15 protein-coding genes are annotated in these 19,600 nt (G+C 31.7%); 2 read left to right on the top strand and 13 right to left on the bottom strand.

Annotated elements, in window-relative coordinates; all coding sequences use genetic code 11:
• The 12 genes from hprK to fakB1 all read right to left on the bottom strand — a co-directional run bounded on the left by hprK (position 1) and on the right by fakB1 (position 16,206).
• Complete coding sequence (hprK, locus tag HMPREF2953_RS02740; protein WP_070671676.1) at positions 1–936, bottom strand: HPr(Ser) kinase/phosphatase; 936 nt, start codon at positions 934–936, stop codon at positions 1–3.
• 178 nt (positions 937–1,114) lie between these two features.
• Positions 1,115–3,955, bottom strand: a complete 2,841-nt coding sequence (gene uvrA, locus HMPREF2953_RS02735) for an excinuclease ABC subunit UvrA (protein ID WP_070671675.1) — start codon at positions 3,953–3,955, stop codon at positions 1,115–1,117.
• Between the two features lie 7 nt (positions 3,956–3,962).
• Complete coding sequence (uvrB, locus tag HMPREF2953_RS02730; RefSeq protein ID WP_070671673.1) at positions 3,963–5,948, bottom strand: excinuclease ABC subunit UvrB; 1,986 nt, start codon at positions 5,946–5,948, stop codon at positions 3,963–3,965.
• A 268-nt stretch (positions 5,949–6,216) separates the two neighbouring features.
• On the bottom strand, positions 6,217–6,444 hold the full coding sequence (locus tag HMPREF2953_RS02725; protein WP_002448072.1) for a CsbA family protein: 228 nt from the start codon (positions 6,442–6,444) through the stop codon (positions 6,217–6,219).
• Positions 6,445–6,449: 5 nt separating this feature from the next.
• Entirely contained in the window at positions 6,450–7,097 is a 648-nt protein-coding gene (locus tag HMPREF2953_RS02720) for a YfbR-like 5'-deoxynucleotidase (protein WP_002448191.1), read from the bottom strand.
• Between the two features lie 208 nt (positions 7,098–7,305).
• Positions 7,306–8,196 (bottom strand): CHAP domain-containing protein, encoded by an 891-nt coding sequence (locus HMPREF2953_RS02715; protein WP_002448211.1) that lies wholly within the window; start codon positions 8,194–8,196, stop codon positions 7,306–7,308.
• A 220-nt stretch (positions 8,197–8,416) separates the two neighbouring features.
• Positions 8,417–9,530, bottom strand: a protein-coding gene (gene prfB / locus HMPREF2953_RS02710; RefSeq protein ID WP_107622391.1) for a peptide chain release factor 2 whose coding sequence is annotated in 2 segments (ribosomal slippage) — positions 8,417–9,457 and positions 9,459–9,530 — 1,113 coding nt in all. Because the reading frame shifts where the segments join, the coding sequence is not laid out codon by codon here.
• 114 nt (positions 9,531–9,644) lie between these two features.
• Positions 9,645–12,182, bottom strand: coding sequence for a preprotein translocase subunit SecA (gene secA / locus HMPREF2953_RS02705; RefSeq protein ID WP_049335069.1), 2,538 nt, complete (start codon positions 12,180–12,182; stop codon positions 9,645–9,647).
• 462 nt (positions 12,183–12,644) lie between these two features.
• Positions 12,645–13,220 (bottom strand): ribosome hibernation-promoting factor, HPF/YfiA family, encoded by a 576-nt coding sequence (gene hpf, locus HMPREF2953_RS02700; protein ID WP_002448103.1) that lies wholly within the window; start codon positions 13,218–13,220, stop codon positions 12,645–12,647.
• 60 nt (positions 13,221–13,280) lie between these two features.
• Positions 13,281–13,958 carry a ComF family protein gene (locus HMPREF2953_RS02695; protein ID WP_070671670.1) on the bottom strand — a complete coding sequence of 226 codons (678 nt, stop codon included), beginning with the start codon at positions 13,956–13,958 and terminating at the stop codon, positions 13,281–13,283.
• The gene (locus tag HMPREF2953_RS02690) at positions 13,951–15,033 is read right to left on the bottom strand and encodes a DEAD/DEAH box helicase family protein (RefSeq protein ID WP_049335067.1); all 1,083 of its coding nucleotides are present in this window, start codon (positions 15,031–15,033) and stop codon (positions 13,951–13,953) included. Before HMPREF2953_RS02690 ends, HMPREF2953_RS02695 begins: the two co-directional genes overlap by 8 nt.
• A gap of 306 nt (positions 15,034–15,339) precedes the next feature.
• Complete coding sequence (gene fakB1, locus HMPREF2953_RS02685) at positions 15,340–16,206, bottom strand: fatty acid kinase binding subunit FakB1 (protein WP_070671668.1); 867 nt, start codon at positions 16,204–16,206, stop codon at positions 15,340–15,342.
• A 140-nt stretch (positions 16,207–16,346) separates the two neighbouring features.
• Here fakB1 and HMPREF2953_RS02680 point away from each other — a divergent pair, with 140 nt between their 5' ends.
• A complete protein-coding gene (locus HMPREF2953_RS02680) occupies positions 16,347–16,988 on the top strand; it encodes a YigZ family protein (RefSeq protein ID WP_070671665.1) in 642 nt (213 codons plus the stop codon).
• A 64-nt stretch (positions 16,989–17,052) separates the two neighbouring features.
• Here the strand turns inward: HMPREF2953_RS02680 and HMPREF2953_RS02675 are convergent, their stop codons facing one another.
• Positions 17,053–18,126, bottom strand: coding sequence for a glycosyltransferase family 4 protein (locus HMPREF2953_RS02675; protein ID WP_070671663.1), 1,074 nt, complete (start codon positions 18,124–18,126; stop codon positions 17,053–17,055).
• Positions 18,127–18,498: 372 nt separating this feature from the next.
• On the opposite strand from HMPREF2953_RS02675, the gene HMPREF2953_RS02670 reads away from it, so the two are divergent.
• On the top strand, positions 18,499–19,569 hold the full coding sequence (locus HMPREF2953_RS02670) for a GGDEF domain-containing protein GdpS (protein ID WP_002448119.1): 1,071 nt from the start codon (positions 18,499–18,501) through the stop codon (positions 19,567–19,569).
• Positions 19,570–19,600: the final 31 nt, after the last annotated feature.

Raw genomic sequence — 19,600 nt, 5'->3', positions numbered from 1 at the left:
CTATATCCCTTCATTCTGATTCCCATTTTTGAGAATTTCTTCATTTAAACGTTGATTAAATTCTTCAGCTGTATTAATACCCATGATATTTAAACGATAATTCATTGCAGCTACTTCTATAATAACAGCAACGTTTCTTCCTGGTCTTACAGGGATTGTTTTTTTAGTTATTTCCGTATCTAAAATCTTTAACGTTTCTTCATTTAAGCCAACGCGATCATATAATTTATTCTTATCCCAATTTTCAAGATTTATATTTAACCGTATTTGTTTTTGGGTTAGAATTGACCCCGCTCCAAATAAAGTCATGACATTGATAATTCCTAGTCCACGTATTTCTAATAAATGTTCAATTAACTTAGGTGGTGTACCAATCAATTCGTCTCTCGTAATTTCGCGAATTTCAACATTATCATCTGCTACTAAACGATGACCTCGTTTTACTAATTCTAATGCTGTTTCACTTTTTCCGATGCCAGAGTCTCCTGTAATCAATACGCCTACACCATATACGTCTACTAAAACGCCGTGTAGAGAGGTCGTTTTAGCTAACTCATGTTCTAAAAATGTCGTTAATCGACTCATTAAACTTGTCGTAGCATCTTTAGAAACAATCAAAGGTGTCTCCATTTCTTGAGCCGCTTCAATCAGTTCCTGAGGGGGCTCTAATCCTCTTGTCACAATAATTGCTGGGGTTTCAGGACGACATAATTTTCTCATTCGTCCTCGTCTTTCTTCATCTGGTAATAAATTGTAAAATGATAATTCAGTGGTACCTAATAATTGAATACGATTTGCTGCATAATGAGAAAAATAACCTGCCATTTCTAAACCAGGTCTAGAAATATCAATATTTTTAATTGTTTTATTTAATCCTTTTTCTCCAGTAAATAGCTTCAGTTTTAATACTTTAACCAATCTCTCTGTCGTTAACATGAGTTCACCTCAAAATTCCCTTGAATTAATTCATCTCTTATCATATCAAAAATATAACAATATGTTATATAAAAAAGGAGTAGAAAATTATTTTTCTACTCCTTTTTTCAAAACCATTAAAATGATATTCTACTTCATTTATACTCTAAAAAAGCATTATCGCACATTAAATTCTATTTTATTCATCTCGCACTTTATCACGTTCTAACACTGTTTTTAAGTACTTACCTGTATAAGAAGCTTCCACACTTGCAATGTCTTCTGGCGTTCCAGTTGCAACGATAGTACCGCCACCTTCTCCGCCTTCTGGTCCTAAATCTATAATATAATCTGCTGTTTTAATAACATCTAAATTATGTTCAATAATAACCACTGTATCTCCATTTTCCACAAGGCGATTTAATACTTTTAATAATCGACTGATATCGTCAACATGAAGACCTGTAGTAGGTTCATCTAAGATATAAATTGATCGTCCTGTAGAACGTTTGTGTAATTCTGAAGCCAGTTTCACACGTTGTGCTTCCCCACCAGAAAGTGTGGTTGCTTGTTGCCCTAGAGTAATATAGCCTAATCCTACATCTACAAGTGTTTGTAATTTTCTATGAATTTTAGGAATATTTTCAAAGAAATAAGTCGCTTCTTCTACTGTCATTGCTAATACATCTGCAATATTTTTTCCTTTATATGTGACTTCTAAAGTTTCTCTATTGTATCGTTTGCCATCACACACTTCGCATGGCACATATACATCTGGTAAGAAGTGCATTTCTATTTTAATAATGCCATCACCTTTACAAGCTTCACAACGACCACCTTTAACATTAAAACTAAAGCGTCCTTTTTGATATCCTCTAATTTTAGCTTCATTCGTTTGAGCAAAAACATCTCTAATGTCATCAAATACACCTGTATATGTCGCCGGGTTAGAACGTGGTGTTCTTCCTATAGGTGATTGATCAATATCTATAATCTTATCTAATTGATCAATCCCTTTGATCTCATCATGCTCTCCAGGTTTAACTTTAGAATTATTAATTGTTTGAGCTAATGATTTATATAACACTTCATTAACTAATGAACTTTTACCTGATCCAGAAACACCTGTTACAACCGTCATTACTGACAATGGAATATCTACATCAACATCTTTTAAATTATTACTTTTTGCACCTTTAATTGAGATTTTACGATTCGTAACTTCTCTGCGATGTTCCGGGACGTCAATACGTTTTTTACCGCTCAAATATTGACCAGTTAAGGATTTCTTGTCTTTCATTACCTTTTTAGGAGTCCCACTTGAGACAATTTCACCGCCATGATTACCTGCACCAGGTCCGACATCAACAAGGTAATCGGCTGCTCTCATCGTATCGTCATCATGTTCAACTACAATTAGTGTGTTACCTAAATCTCTCATCTCTTTTAATGTATTGATTAAACGATCATTATCGCGTTGATGTAATCCGATAGAAGGTTCGTCCAATACATAAAGCACGCCTGTCAATCGTGATCCAATTTGAGTAGCAAGACGAATACGTTGTGCTTCTCCACCTGATAATGTTCCTGAAGAACGATTCAGTGTTAAATAATCAAGCCCTACATTATTTAAGAATGTTAATCTTGAAATAATCTCAATTAAAATTTGTTTAGCAATCGCTTTGTCTTGCTCTGATAACTCTATATTCTCATAAAATTTGAGTGCATTTTTAATGGAATATTCTACAACTTCTCCAATATTATATCCACCAACATATACTGAAAGTGCTTCTTTACTTAAACGTTTACCGTGACATGTTTCACATGGAAGTTCAGTCATATATCTACTCATCATTTCACGTGTATATTCTGATGGTGATTCGTGATAACGTCGATCTATATTAGGGACTACGCCTTCAAATTTCATTTTTCTACGACGTGTGCCTCCATTTCGACTATGAAATGAAAACTCAATTTCTTTATCACCTGACCCATTCATAAGAATATCTTTTTGTCTATCAGTCAATTTTTTATATGGCTTATCCATATTAATTTTATAAACTTCACATACTCGTTTTAATAATGTTGGATAAAAGTCGGAACTTGTGGGCTCCCAGGGTTCAATCGCGCCTTCATTTAAAGTTTTATTAGTATCAGGAACAACCAAATCTAGATCTACTGTAAGTCTTTGACCTAATCCATCACATGTCGGACAAGCGCCGAACGGACTATTAAAACTAAACATTCTAGGTTCTAATTCACCTATAGAAAATCCACAAATTGGACAAGCATGATTTTCAGAGAATTTGAGATTTTCTCCACCAATGATATCAACAGTAAGGTTTCCTTCACCCAGCTCTAAACTTGTTTCTATTGAATCTGCTAATCTTGTTTCTATTCCTGATTTTACAACTAAACGATCTACAACTACTTCAATAGTATGATTTTTATTTTTATCTAGTGCAGGAACGTCGTTTACATCGACCACTTCACCATCCACACGTAATCTGACATATCCCTTTTTGCCAATATCTTCAATTAATTTTTCATGGCTCCCTTTTCTATGCGAAACTAAAGGAGCTAAAATTTGAATTTTAGTTCTTTCTTCTAATTCTAATATACGATCTATCATTTGCTGCACGATTTGCGATTCAATTTCGATTCCATGATATGGACAAAATGCTTTCCCCACACGTGCATATAATAATCGAATGTAATCATATATTTCAGTCACAGTAGCTACTGTAGAACGCGGATTTTTACTTGTCGTTTTTTGGTCAATTGAAATTGCAGGTGATAATCCTTCAATGGTATCAACATCTGGTTTATCCATTTGTCCTAAAAATTGTCGTGCGTAGGCACTTAACGATTCTACATAGCGACGTTGTCCTTCAGCATATATTGTGTCAAATGCAAGTGATGATTTTCCCGACCCAGAGAGACCAGTCATCACTATAAGTTTGTTCTTTGGTAACTCAATATCGATATCTTTTAAGTTATGTGCTCTTGCACCTTTAACTACGATACTTGGACCTTTCATGTAATAATCACCCTTCTGCTTTTAGTTCAAATAACATATCTCTCAATTCTGTTGCTCTTTCAAAGTCTAAATCTTTAGCTGCTTGTTTCATTTCTTTTTCAATATTTTCAATTGTTTTCTGACGTTCTTTCTTTGTCATTTTTTTAGGTACTTCAGTTTGTTGTTTTTCATTTGTTTCATCATTATCCACTGTAGCACTAATGACATCATGTATTTTTTTATTGATTGTTTTAGGAGTAATACCATATTTTTCGTTATGTGCCATTTGTATTTCTCGACGACGCTGTGTTTCATCAATTGCGTACTGCATAGAGTCTGTTATCTTATCGGCATACATGATAACTTCTCCTTTATCGTTACGTGCAGCACGTCCGATTGTTTGAATAAGTGAACGATTTGAACGTAAAAATCCTTCTTTATCTGCATCTAAAATAACTACTAACGACACTTCAGGTATATCGATACCCTCTCTAAGCAAATTGATACCTACTACTGCATCGTATGTGCCCATTCTTAAATCACGTATAATTTCTATACGCTCAAGTGTTTTGATTTCAGAATGAAGATAATTCACTTTAATTCCTGCCTCTTTCATATATGTTGTCAAATCTTCACTCATTTTTTTAGTTAAGGTTGTGACAAGTACACGTTCATTCCTATCAATTCTTTCTTGAATTTCACTGAGTAAATCATCAATTTGATTCTTCGTAGGTCGAACATCAATTTTAGGATCTAATAAACCAGTTGGGCGAATAATTTGTTCTACCATTTTATCAGTATGTTCAATTTCATATGGACCAGGCGTTGCTGAAACATAAACGAGCTGTTTAGTTTTTTGTTCAAATTCTTCAAATTTAAGCGGACGGTTATCCATAGCACTTGGTAAACGGAAACCATGCTCTACGAGTACTTTTTTACGTGCTTGGTCTCCGTTGAACATACCTCTAATTTGTGGTAACGTCACGTGCGACTCATCTATCATTACAAGCCAATCATCACCAAAATAATCAAGTAAAGTATAAGGCGTGGAACCAAGTGGTCTTAATGTTAAATGAACAGAATAATTCTCTATTCCTGAACAAAAGCCCATCTCTCTCATCATTTCTAAATCATAATTTGTACGTTGTTCTAGACGTTGTGCTTCTAATAATTTATTTTCAGCCTTCAATTCTTTTACTCGCTCTTCAAGTTCTTTTTCAATACGTTCAATAGCGACTTTCATTTTTTCTTCTCTAGTAACAAAGTGGGAAGCAGGGAATATAGCAAAATGTTCTCTTTCACGTAGCACTTCACCGGTTAGATAATTTACTTCTCTGATTCTATCAACTTCATCGCCAAAGAATTCCACACGGATACACATTTCTTCTCTTGAAGCAGGAAAGATTTCTACAACATCTCCTCTTACTCTAAATGTACCACGTTGAAAATCAATGTCGTTCCTTGAATACTGAACATCGACTAATTTTCGAAGAAGCTCACTTCTATCCATTTCCATTCCTACTCGAACGCTAACAACTAAGTCTTTGTATTCTTCTGGATTACCTAAACCATAAATACAACTTACACTTGCAATAATAATCACATCATCACGTTCAAATAAAGCACTTGTAGCTGAATGTCGTAACTGATCAATTTCATCGTTAATTGAGGCGTCTTTTTCGATAAATGTATCCGTTGATGGCACATATGCTTCAGGTTGATAATAATCGTAGTAACTTACGAAATATTCTACCCTATTTTCAGGAAAGAACTCTTTAAATTCACTATACAATTGACCTGCTAACGTTTTATTATGCGCTATAATTAATGTAGGTTTTCCAACTTCTTTAATAACATTACTCATGGTAAATGTTTTACCAGTACCCGTTGCACCAAGTAATGTTTGATGACGTTTACCAGCTTTAACACCTTCAACAATTTTTTTTATGGCTTGAGGCTGGTCCCCTTGTGGTTCAAATTCAGAATTTAATTTAAAAGGATGATGTTCTACCATTCTTTCAAGCGCCTCCTCAGTTTATTTTTATTAATTGTTTATTTCAGTAAAAATAATACTATTTATACTTATTTTAACAAAAAAGTGAATAAAAAAACAAACGTTTGTTCGCTTACGTTTGCCATCATTTTTTATACATATATAAAAGATGAGACACAAATATAAATTCACTTCTATATTTATGCCTCATCTTAATATGTTGACGTATTTTTATTAGATATGTATTAATAATATAAAACAAATGGTATAGTACTGCAATTTTTTTGGCTTAGTCTTGATGTTTGTGAAATTCTAAATTATCAATTATCACATAACCAGCTAGGATAGATACTACATCTAAAAATATAATCCATTCATTATGAAAAAATCCTTTATACACTGAAGCGGCAATTAATATCAATGTTACAATAACGCCCACCCATTTACTTCTGGTAATTACACTAAATAAAATAACTAAGATACAAGGAAAGAAAGCAGCTAAAGTATACCATACCATTCTATTCACTCATTTCTTCTTCGTCGTTCTAAGATTGTCATTGTTGTTTCACGTAGTTCAGCACGAGGAATAAAGTTTTCCGTAAGCATTTCCGGTATAACGTGATCAATAAAATCTTGTACTGAACTTAAATGATCAAATTGCATTATTGTTTCTAGGCTATGTTCATAAATTTCAAAAAACAGATCTTCCGGATTACGTTTTTGAATTTCACCAAACGTTTCATATAATAAGTCAATTTTATCAGCTACTGATAAAATTTGGCCTTCTAAAGAATCATCTTTTCCCTCTTGAAGTCTTTTACGATAAATATCTTGGTATGGCTTCGGAATTTCTTCATTAATGAACGTATCTACCATTTCTTCTTCGACTTGAGAAAATAACATTTTTAATTCTCTGCTTGCATATTTAACTGGTGTCTTAATATCCCCTGTAAATACTTCTGCAAAATCATGGTTAAGGGCTTTTTCATACAAGCTTTTCCAATCAATTGAATTACCATGATATTCTTCAACTGTTGCTAAGTATTGAGCTATTTTAGTAACTTTAAATGAATGTGCTGCAACATTATGCTCAAAATATTTGAATTTTCCTGGTAATCTTATTAATTTTTCAAGATCAGATAAACGTTTAAAGTATTGATGAACCCCCATAATGCGGTTATACCTCCTTATATTATTAAATAGAAATTATACTTGTATTTATTATATCAATCAATCGTTTAGTAAAAAGTTTTAATTGTGATAATTTCATAACTTTTATTTCTTTTTTTAAATAATACATTGCATTATTAATAACTAAAAAAACATCAACAAAACATAAGCTTTGTTGATGCTTTAACATTATAAATCCTTTGAAAATTTAATGTATAAAATTATAACTAGACGAATTATAAATTGTTCTATTTGTAACATCATTGAAATGACCATTCCAATTCATTTCTGAAACATAAAATGAACCATCATTGTTCACACGTTCTACGATGCCCACGTGACCATAATAACCCGCTGGTGTTTGGAAAACAGCACCTACTTCAGGACGATGATCGACCACTAAACCAGCATTTCTAGCTGAGCTTGCCCAATTATTCGCATTTCCCCAATAGCTCCCTACTGAACGTCCTAATTGTTGTCTACGATCAAATGCATAATATGTGCAGTTACCAAAATAATAATGATTACCTTGGTTATTTAAAGCACTATTATTATAATATACTGGTGCACTTACTGTTTCAGTATTGTAATTATTACTAGTAACATATGATGGAGACGCTACATATGACGCAGTTTCAGCGCTATTATAACTTAATGGTGCAGTTTCAGTTTCACTTGAATAAGGCGTAGCATATACACTACTATCACTTATCAATTGACTTTCTAATGTTGCTGAACCTTTGTCACTTACTGCGATTAAATCACCAGGATGAATTAGCGGTTTTACTCCTGGATTAAATGCATATAATTCATCTAATGTTAAATGATGAGCATTCGCAATGTTGTTTAATGTATCACCCGATTTAACTTCAACAATATCTTTATCAGGTACAACTATTGAAATATCTTTTTCAACTTCCTCATTACCTATATGATTTAATTTTTTTATCTCATCTGCAGTTGTAGAAAATTGTTGTGCCAATGCTTCTACATTTGTTTTTTCTTTAACAATGTGTGTTTGTTGTGCATGTGCTAACGTATTTAAACCTGTAATTGCTGCAATTGAAGCAAATGTTACAGTCATTGATTTTTTTAACATGTTGTCATTCCTTTGCTGTAGTGTATGCTTGTTCATTAATACTTTAGCATAAACAACATTAAAAAAGAGGAATGTTAAAACCTTGTAATATAAAGGTTAAATAACACTCCTAAATTAGTTTAAATTGATTAAATTAGTAATATTACAAGTCACGAATTACATTTTAAAGTTAGATTTATTTAGATTTTAAAATTTTATTTTTTATTAATAAACAACTCAATCAATCATTTTGTGACATCGTTTGTCGTAAATAAGCTTCTATAAATGGCGCAATATCTCCATCCATTACTGCATCTACCTTAGCAGTCTCTTCATTTGTACGATGATCTTTTACCATAGAATATGGATGGAATACATACGAACGAATTTGACTACCCCATCCTATTTCTTTTTGTTCACCACGAATTTCTGCCATTTCACGTTCTTGCTCTTCTAACTTCAATTGATATAATTTAGATTTCAACATTTTCATTGCAGCTTCACGGTTCTTGATTTGAGAACGTTCATTTTGGTTATTCACTACAATTCCAGTTGGATGGTGAGTAATACGGATTGCAGACTCTGTTTTATTGATATGTTGTCCACCTGCACCTGATGCTCTAAATGTATCTACTGTAATATCATCAGGATTAATTTCTATTTCTATCTCATCATTATCAAATTCTGGTATAACATCACAAGAAGCAAATGACGTATGACGTCTTCCAGATGAATCAAAAGGTGAAATTCTTACAAGTCGGTGTACTCCTTTTTCTGCTTTTAAGTAACCGTAGGCGTTATGACCTTTAATCAATAATGTAACGCTTTTTACTCCCGCTTCATCACCTGGTAAATAATCGATGGTTTCTATTTTAAAGCCTTGTTGTTCACCATATCTTTGGTACATTCTTAATAACATGCTAGCCCAGTCTTGAGATTCGGTCCCTCCAGCACCAGGATGCAACTCTAAAATAGCATTATTTGCATCATGTGGACCATCTAATAATAATTGTAATTCAAACTGATCGATTTGTTCTCTGAATGCTACAATATCTTGTTCTAAATCTTCTTTGATTTCATCATCATACTCCTCTTGAAGTAATTCCCATGTTGCATCCATATCTTCTAATTTATGATTGAGCTCATAGTAACCATTAACTATCGATTTTAACGCATTATTTTTATCAATAACATCTTGAGCTTTATTTTGGTTATCCCAAAAGTCTGGTTCTGTCATCATTTCTTCATATTCTTGAATATTTGTTTCTTTATTTTCTAAGTCAAAGAGACCCCCTAATTTGTTCTAAATCATTATTATATTCATCAATATTACGTTTGATTTCTGATAATTCCACTATATATGTCTCCTTTATTTATAAATTCTTTAAATAAAATACGAGATCGCGACAAAAGCTTTTAAATGATAAGCAATATACGTCTCGATCTCGCCTAATTATAATTACTTGATATTAATCTTCTTTACCATGGCAATTTTTATATTTTTTACCACTACCACAAGGACAAGGATCATTACGTCCGATTTTTTCACCTTTTACAATAGGCTGTTTTTTTGCTTTTTCTTTGCCATCTTCAGCAGATACGTGTTGTGCCTTGCCAAAATCTGTTGTTTTTTCACGTTCAACTTGTTCGTCTACTTGAATAACAGATTTCAATATATATTTAGACGTATCTTCTTCAATAGCTTGCATCATTAAGTCAAATAACTCGTGTCCTTCATTTTGGTAATCACGAAGTGGATTTTGTTGGGCATATGAACGTAAGTGTATACCTTGGCGTAACTGATCCATTGTATCAATATGGTCAGTCCAATGAGTATCAATAGAACGTAATAAAATCATACGTTCAAATTCAGGCATTTGATCTCCAATTTTTTCTTTTTGGCTTTCATAACCTTTTTCAATTTTAGTCCATACCACTTCAAAAATGTCTTCAGAATCTTTACCTTTAATTTCTTCTTCAGTTAATTCTCCTTCTTGAATAAACACATCATTAACATAATCTATAAATGGTCCATAATCAGGATTATCATCTTCATCGTTAATATAATAGTTAATCGCTCTCTGTAAAGTAGTACGCATCATCACAATAACAATTTCTGAACTATCTTCTGAATCTATAATGCTATTACGTTCATTATAAATAATTTCACGTTGTTTACGTAATACTTCATCATACTCGAGAATACGTTTACGTGCATCAAAGTTATTTCCTTCAACACGTTTTTGAGCTGATTCAACTGCGCGTGAAACCATTTTAGATTCTATTGGCGTTGAATCATCCATACCTAAACGATTCATCATTTTTTGAAGTCTTTCAGAACCAAAACGAACCATTAATTCATCTTGTAATGATAAGTAGAAACGACTATCCCCTTTATCTCCTTGACGACCTGAACGACCACGTAACTGATCATCAATACGACGAGATTCATGTCTTTCAGTACCTATTACTGCAAGGCCACCTATTTCTTCTACGCCTTCACCTAATTTAATGTCTGTTCCACGTCCAGCCATATTAGTAGCAATAGTAACTGCACCTTTTTGTCCTGCATTGGCTACAATTTCAGCTTCTCTTTCATGATTCTTCGCATTTAATACATCATGACGTATACCACGTTTTTTCAATAAATTTGAAATGTATTCACTTGTTTCTACTGCAACAGTACCTAATAAAACTGGTTGCCCTTGTTTATGTTTTTCAACCACATCGTCTACAACTGCATCAAACTTTCCTTTTTGACTAATATAAATTAAATCAGACTTATCTTGACGTTGAACAGGTTTGTTCGTTGGAATTTGAGTTACTGTCATATTATAGATATTACGGAACTCTTCTTCTTCAGTTTTAGCAGTCCCAGTCATTCCAGCTAATTTATTATACATACGGAAGTAGTTTTGGAAAGTAATTGAAGCCATTGTTTTAGATTCATTTTGAATTTTCACGCCTTCTTTAGCTTCAATAGCTTGATGCAATCCTTCAGAAAAACGACGTCCAGGCATTGTACGACCAGTGAATTGATCTACAATTAATACTTCTCCATCTACGACCATGTAATCGACATCACGTTGTAAAGTCACATGTGCTCTTAAAGCAGTATTAATATGACTAATAATATCTACATTTTGAACATCATATAAATTATCAATTTTAAACATTCGTTCTGCTTTATCTGCACCTTGTTCTGTTAAATGAACAGCTTTTGTTTTTTCATCATATTTATAATCTTCATCCGCTTTTAACATCTTAGCAAAAACATTCGCTTGAGTATAAAGAGACGTTGACTTTTCAGCTTCACCTGAAATAATTAGCGGTGTTCTTGCCTCATCTATTAAAATAGAGTCAACCTCATCAATAATAGCAAAATGTAATGGTCTCATTACGCGTTCTTCCGCATAATTCACCATATTATCTCTTAAGTAATCAAAGCCTAATTCATTATTTGTACTATAAGTAATGTCTTTTACGTATGCTTCACGTTTTTCTTCAGTAGATTTGCTATTTAGATTTAAACCAACTGTTAAACCTAAAAACTCATATAATTCAGCCATTTCTTCACTTTGAACACTAGATAAGTATTCATTGACTGTAATAACATGAACGCCTCGCCCTGCTAAAGCATTTAAATACGTTGGCATTGTCGCAGTTAATGTTTTACCTTCACCAGTTCTCATTTCTGCAATATCGCCTTTATGAATAGCAATACCACCCATAACTTGGACTTTATAAGGTGACATGTTAAATACACGTTTTGCACCTTCACGTACTAATGCAAATGCTTGTGGTAAAATTTTATCTAAATAGTCATTTTGTTTTTTTACATCTTCAATTGCTTGTGCTTCTTCTTGAAATTGCTTTGTTTTATTTCTGATTTCTTCGTCAGTTAAAATCGCCATTTTTTCCTCTAAAGCAAGTACTTCATCGGCTTTTTTACTTAAACGTTTCACTTCTTTCTTATTGCCGTCAACAATTTTTGATAAAAATCCCATTATGTTCGCTCCTTTAGCTAAAAAAACTGTTTGGCCTACAACAATTTATAATATCATTTATAAGTTCAAATTTATACTTAAATACTCATATAAATGATATGCTTAATTGTGTACAATAATTACTTTTATATCTAAACTTTCTTTCTATTTCAAAAACTTACTATCCTTTAATTTTTAATTACCTCATTACATTAGCATAGCATGATTATACCGTCCATGAATAAGTGTAAAAATAGCTAGTTAATAGTAGCTTCATACTCATTTTTCACATTGTACGATACATATAATATTTATTATTTTCTTCTAAATAATAAAAGTACCTGGGACATCAACTTGTCTCAGGTACCTTTAAACAAGGGAGTAGTCATTGACTGAATTGAATACGTGCCTATGTCATGCATTTTCAATTCTAGTCATAGCTCCTCTCATACTTAAACTTTCGTAAAGAACGTCTACATTCAACTATTCAGTTGTTTCAATCAGACCATATTTACCATCTTTACGTCGATACACAATACTTGTACCATCTGTTTCACGATCTGTAAAAATGTAAAAATCATGCCCTAATAAATCCATTTGTAATACTGCTTCTTCAGAATCCATTGGTTTTAAGCTAAACTGTTTAGAACGAATAATTTCTATTTCATTCTCATTTGATGATTCAGAAGTCGCTTCCACATCCTCATTCACTACTGTTTGTTGCTCAGCAATAAATGGTTCTGGTTCTCCATTATCTCTATTCTTACGATTCACACGCGTTTTATATTTACGAACTTGACGTTCTAATTTGCTTGTAACTAAATCAATGCCTGCGTATAAATCGTCGTGTCGTTCTTCAGCTCTCAATGTAACATTTTTCAAAGGAATTGTTACCTCGATTTTAGTAGCTGAATTTTGATACGTTTTAACTTTTACATGTGCAACTGCATTTGGCACATTATTAAAATAACGTTCAAGTTTACCAATTTTTTCCTCAATATAGTTGCGGATAGCATCTGTAATAGTGAGGTTATCTCCATGAATTTCAAATCTAATCATAGTTATCTCTCCTTTAACCTCTAATATTGGTATTCTTACTATTATAATATCATGTTTAAGTCATCTTGAAAACGCAAACACTTTGAATTTTCCGACTTTTTTATTACATAATACACTCCCCGCATAATGAACTGTCAAACCGGTAGTATAGATATCATCAATCAGTAAAATATTTTTATTCGTAATATCTATATTTTCTTTAAGATAGAACGGATTGTCAGCTTTAAATCGCTCTTTTTTTCCAAGTTTTGATTGCTTAGGTCGTGAATGTGTCCCTAATAATTCTATATAGCTTACCCCCATTTTGTCCAAAACAGTGGTTACTGGATTAAACGTTCGATGTTCATCTCTTTTATAAGGGGATGGGATAGGGACAATATAGTCATATGACGTTTTAGGCAATGTTAACTTTGAAGCTAAAACTTCAGCTAAATAGTAATCCTTCATAAATTTGTAATGATGAATCGTTTCTTTCATTATTCCATCATATTTATATTCACAATACAGTTGTGACATTAGAGTAAATTGTTGATTGAGACATTTACAGTCTAAACATTCATCACTTGTATTTATTTTATAATTAAGACATCTTGTACATCTTTTTTTATCATTGATATCAAGTTTAATGGCTTGCCATTGTTTTGTGCATGTTTCACAAAATTGTTGTGGTGATTTATAAAAATTAAATATAGATAGTTCTTCGTGAATAGGAGTAGCACACTGAATACATTTATTCATCGATCCACCCTCTTTGAATCCCTAATTTATTCATTTTTGTAATATCTTTTTTAGCCATCAACATTGATATACTCACACCTTCATGAAGAAATAATACCTTTCCTGTGGGAGCTTCTTGTTTACGTCCAACTCTTCCAGCAATTTGTACTAATGCAGCCTTTTCAAATGTATCTGCATTAATTACGATAACGTCTAATTGAGCCATAGTAAATCCACGTTCTAAAATTGTTGTTGTAAAAACAATTCGATGTTTTCCTTCACGAAGTGCTTTCACTTTTTCAAAACGTAAAGCATCTTCACTTGAAATACATATCAAATCTGAAAATATTTTTTTATAGTATTCGGATATCTTAATCATATTTTCTATATTATTAAAAAATACTAACGTAAATCTTTTATGTTCAATCTGATTTAATAACATGTACTTTAAAAAACTTTGAGTACGATTCATATTTAATTTAAAATATTTAAATTTTGGAACTGGTAATGGGTGTCTATGAAAGCGAGCAGGTAACTGTATAATGCGATGTTTTGGTATTTGATGCAGTAAATGTCTAGGTGGCGTTGCAGTCATATAAATCAATGTAGATAGCGGTTTAGCCGCTTGTTTAATAGCATTTTGTAGATGATGATCCATAGGAAGCGGAAATGCATCAACTTCGTCGACAAAAATAACTTCAAAGTGATTTTTAAATCGATATAGTTGATGGATAGTACAAATTACAAAATGTCCGTTATATTGTTGTTTACTTGATTGATGCAATACGTCAATATTTTCTTTCAAAAAAACTTCTTTAATACGCTGGCTAATCTCTACTACTACATCTACTCTTGGAGAGATGATTGCTACATTAAATCCTCTTTTACGTGATAAGCTAATACCCTCATATATCATCTCTGTTTTTCCTGCACCAGTTACTGCATATAATAGTAAGTTTTCACAGTTTTCTATAGCAGATAAGATTTTTTCAGATGCATAACATTGCTGTTCAGATAATTTAAAAGATAATGTATATAATCCCTCTGATTTAACATTTTTACTTTTAATGATTTTATATTCAGTAATATTATCCATTCTTCCTAGATGTATACATTGTCGACAATATATTACTTCTTTATTAAGAATAGAGGAAAAATATTGATAGAAATGAGCACTATCTTCATTACCACATTGAATACATCGATATCCTTTTGAACTCTTTACGATACCTAACGTTTTCTCACTGATTATTTCATCTTTTAATTCTATTTCTGAAGATACTAATCTTCCATAATATTTAATATTTCATCACTTCCTTATTAAAATAAAAAAAGTCTAATCGAAAAGGAGATGGGTACCTTAGCCCTCCATGTTCTCACTTTTAACGATTAGACCTTCATCTTATTCGATTACAATTTTTCTTGGGAAATATCCAACTCCGATTCCACCTGAACCTAAATGAGATGCAATGACTGGTCCATATTCACAATATTGAATATTAATATTTGAATATTTCTCTTTTAATTTAGCACAAAAATCTTTACCCTCTTTTGTTTTATCTCCATTAATCACAAATACTGTTACATCATTAATATTTTTCGCAATATCAAGTGCATGTTGTTCTATAGAATTATAAGCTCGCTTACGTGTACGTACTTTTTCTAAAGGATGAATTTTTCCATCTTCTTCAAACTTAAGCACTGGCTTCATTTGTAAAAGTGTTCCAATCCATGCTTGGGCACCAGTAATACGACCACTTTTTTGTAAATTTTTTAAATCATCAACAAATAAGTATGCACCTGTATCTTTACGAATAGACGTTAATTCCTCAATAATTTCGTTAGGGGTTGCTCCGTCTTCAATCAATTTTAATGTATAAATCACATAGCTGCCTTCAACCATAGAAGCTAATCTTGTATCAAATGTGTGGACTTGAATGCCATCTACCATTTCACCTGCTTGTGTTGCTGATGGATAACTCCCACTAATACCACTTGATAAATTAAAGACGATAACATCTGTATAACCTTTATCTCTCAATTCCTCGTAGTTCTTTATCCATTCACCAATAGCTGGTTGACTTGTTGTAGGAATTGTTTTAGATGCGGCCATTTTTTTATAAAAAGATTCTTTTGAAAGATCTGGATGTTCAGTAAATGTTTCTCCATCATCAAATGTTACACTCAGTGGTGCAACCGGTATCTGATATTTTTCAATAATATGTTTTGGCAGATTCGCAGTAGAGTCTGTCATTACTGCAATTTTCATAATCGTCCTCCTCAATTATACTCAACAGTATTATAAATTATTTTAATAAAAAAGGAAATTCATAATCAATTATTTATCTAAAAGAAAACAAACGTGTATAATAAAATTCATATTAATCATATCGTGGAGGTATTTATCAATTGAGTGATCATGTTATTACTATAAAAAAAGAACATATTATTGAAAATACAATTAATAAATCTCGATTTATTGCTCATATCAAACCTGTTTCCTCAGAAGATGAGGCTAAGATGTTTATAAAAGAAGTAAAACAAACTCATAAAGAAGCAACACATAATTGTTCTGCGTATACTGTTGGCAATCAAATGAATATACAAAAAGCCAACGATGATGGAGAACCAACAGGAACAGCAGGTGTTCCTATGCTTGAAATATTAAAAAAACTGGATATTCACAATGCTTGTGTGGTAGTTACTCGGTATTTTGGTGGCATTAAACTTGGCGGTGGCGGATTAATTCGTGCATATAGTGGTGCAGTACGAGATGTGATTTACGATATCGGCCGTGTAGAATTAAGAAATGCTATTCCCACTACTGTTACCATTAATTATGACTTAACAGGTAAATTTGAGTATGAACTTGCTTCAACTTCTTTTTTTCTAAGAGACAAAGTTTACACTGATAAAGTGAGTTATAAGATTGATGTTGTAGAAACAGAATATGATTCATTTATCGAATTTTTAAACCGTAATACAGCAAGTCAATATGATTTAGAAAAAGATACACCTAAGCAATTACCTTTTGATATTGAAACAAATTAATTAAATTACAAAAGCCAGCAAACGCTTAAGATTGCTGGCTTTTGTAAATAAGTGAATAAAAATATTATTTATGGTTTGTCTTATGGCGAGATGCATCGTCATTTTTTTTAGAAATTAAATTAAGAATAGGACGATAACTATCATCTATTAAACCAGTAAATTCAACGATGAGTTCAATTGTGATGACGATTAAGATAAACATTAGTAATACACCTAATGGTTGAGATAAATACAATATAATACTCGATAAACTAAACATAATCGCAATAGAGTATATCAGTAATACTGTTTGACGATGTGTATATCCTAATGCAAGAAGTTTATGATGTAAATGTGATTTATCTGCTTGCATAATGTGTTGACCATTTCTCACTCTTCTAATCATCGCAAATAAGGTATCAATAAATGGTACCGCTAAAATAACAATTGGGAAGAATAAAGAAATAAATGTGATATTTTTAAAACCTAGTAAGGATAAAAAGCCAATAATAAATCCAATCATTAATGCTCCACCATCGCCTAAAAAGATTGTAGCAGGATGGAAATTAAAGAATAAGAAGCCAAGTAATGCGCCAATCAGCAAACTACAAATCATAATGATAAATACATTTCCTTGTAATATAGCTATGAAACCAATGGTAGTTAAACCAATAACTGACACACCTGATGCCAAACCATCTAAACCATCTATTAAATTTATTGCATTTGTTATTGCTACAATCCATATAATTGTAATCGGTATACTTAAAATACTAAAATGAATGGTTGGACCAATTGGAAAAGAAATAAAATCTATGGTAATCCCGTAAAAAACAACAACTGATGCCGCTATAATTTGTCCAATTAACTTTAAAATTGGCTTCAAATCATAAATATCATCAATGATGCCTACAAAATACATAATAATTAAACCAATTACCAAAGGTTTAACTGCCCTCTCTATGGGATGGCCTAACCATAAACCAACAAGAAATGAAAGTAGTATGACAGTACCTCCCATGACTGATACTGGTTTTGTATGTACTTTTCTATAGTTAGGTCGATCTACTAAATTAAATTTAAAAGAAACCTTTATTATAATAGGCGTTATTATTAAACTGATTACCAATGTTACAACAATAAGTAATAAAGTATACATCAGTTCACCTTCAATATATTCCTGTTATTTTTTCATCTATACTATTTAAACAATTATTATCAATTTTTTAAATTAGACTATAGTAGTATATATACTTTTTCAGTTTTATATATTATTAGTCTGTTTATTTTCTTCGTAATAATCTATTCATTAAACAGACCACTTTTAATCGTGTATCATAAACTAATTAAAATTAATTGTAAATTTTTTGTAAAGATACGTATTTTTTATATCATATCATTTTGTTATAAATTTGAACATGAAAGTCTATCTGAAATTCATAATATATATTTTATAACAAACAACTTAATGACAAATAGTAAGTTTTCACTTACAATTACTAATGGTTAATTTAAAGGAGTCGATCCCAATATGTTTGAAGCAACTATTTACAATATTGCCGTTATGGTAGCTGGAATTTATTTATTCCATCGATTACAATATTCAGAAAATAAAATCATGATATTTTCTAAAGGTTATGTCACAATTTTAATGACTTTGGTGGCATTACTAATAACAGCTTACCCTATTCCTTTTCATCATCAATATCTTATTCGTCTAACTTTTGTTCCGTTACTATTCCTTGGTCGCTATACAAACGTCGGTTACACTTTTATTGCCTCACTTATCATAAGTTTAGTGGATATATTTTTATTCGGAAATTCATTTTTTTATAGCGTCGTTCTTATTATAATAGGTATTATTGTTAGTTTAATTGGGCCGTTTCTTAAAAAAAATGATATTATTGCTTTAATTATTTTAAATGCTATCAGTATTGTTATTATTTTTGTTTTATCTATCTTCACAACTTTATATGATTTAACTGAATTAATTATACTTATACCTATTTCATTCGTACTAACGATTACTTCTGCTGTTACCTTTGTTGATATCTGGCATTTCTTTTCGCTTGTTACACGGTACGAAAACGAGGATAAGTATGATTATTTAACAGGTTTAGGTAATGTAAAAGAATTTGATAGACATTTAAATAAGATTTCTCAAAAAGCCGAAATAGAACATACTAGTCTCGCACTTTTACTCGTTGACATTGACGGATTTAAAGATGTTAATGATACATATACTCATAAAGCAGGAGACGCTGTACTAAAACAAATGTCTCAATTGCTTAAAAATTATGTACCACATCAATTTAAAATCTTCCGTAATGGCGGTGAAGAATTTTCTATTGTCATCTTCGATTATTCTTTAGATCAAAGTGTGAAACTTGCTGAAAATATTAGGATGGCAGTCGAAAAATCTTCGTTCCATTTACCTAATAAGGAAGTTATAAAACTATCTGTATCTATTGGCGTTGGTTATTTATCTCCAGATGAATATAAATCTCAACGTAAAGTATTTAAAGACGCCGATGATATGGTCCATGTAGCTAAAAAAGAAGGTCGTAATCAAGTCATGTTTAATCCTATAATTAAATTATAGACGTTACGATTTAATTTGAGATGGAACGTGG

Origin of the sequence: Staphylococcus sp. HMSC072E01 (genome assembly GCF_001814125.1) — a bacterium.
GTDB classification, from domain to species: domain Bacteria; phylum Bacillota; class Bacilli; order Staphylococcales; family Staphylococcaceae; genus Staphylococcus; species Staphylococcus hominis.
The sequence above is the reverse complement of the archived record's forward strand: the minus strand, read 5'-3'. Positions and strand labels throughout refer to the sequence as shown.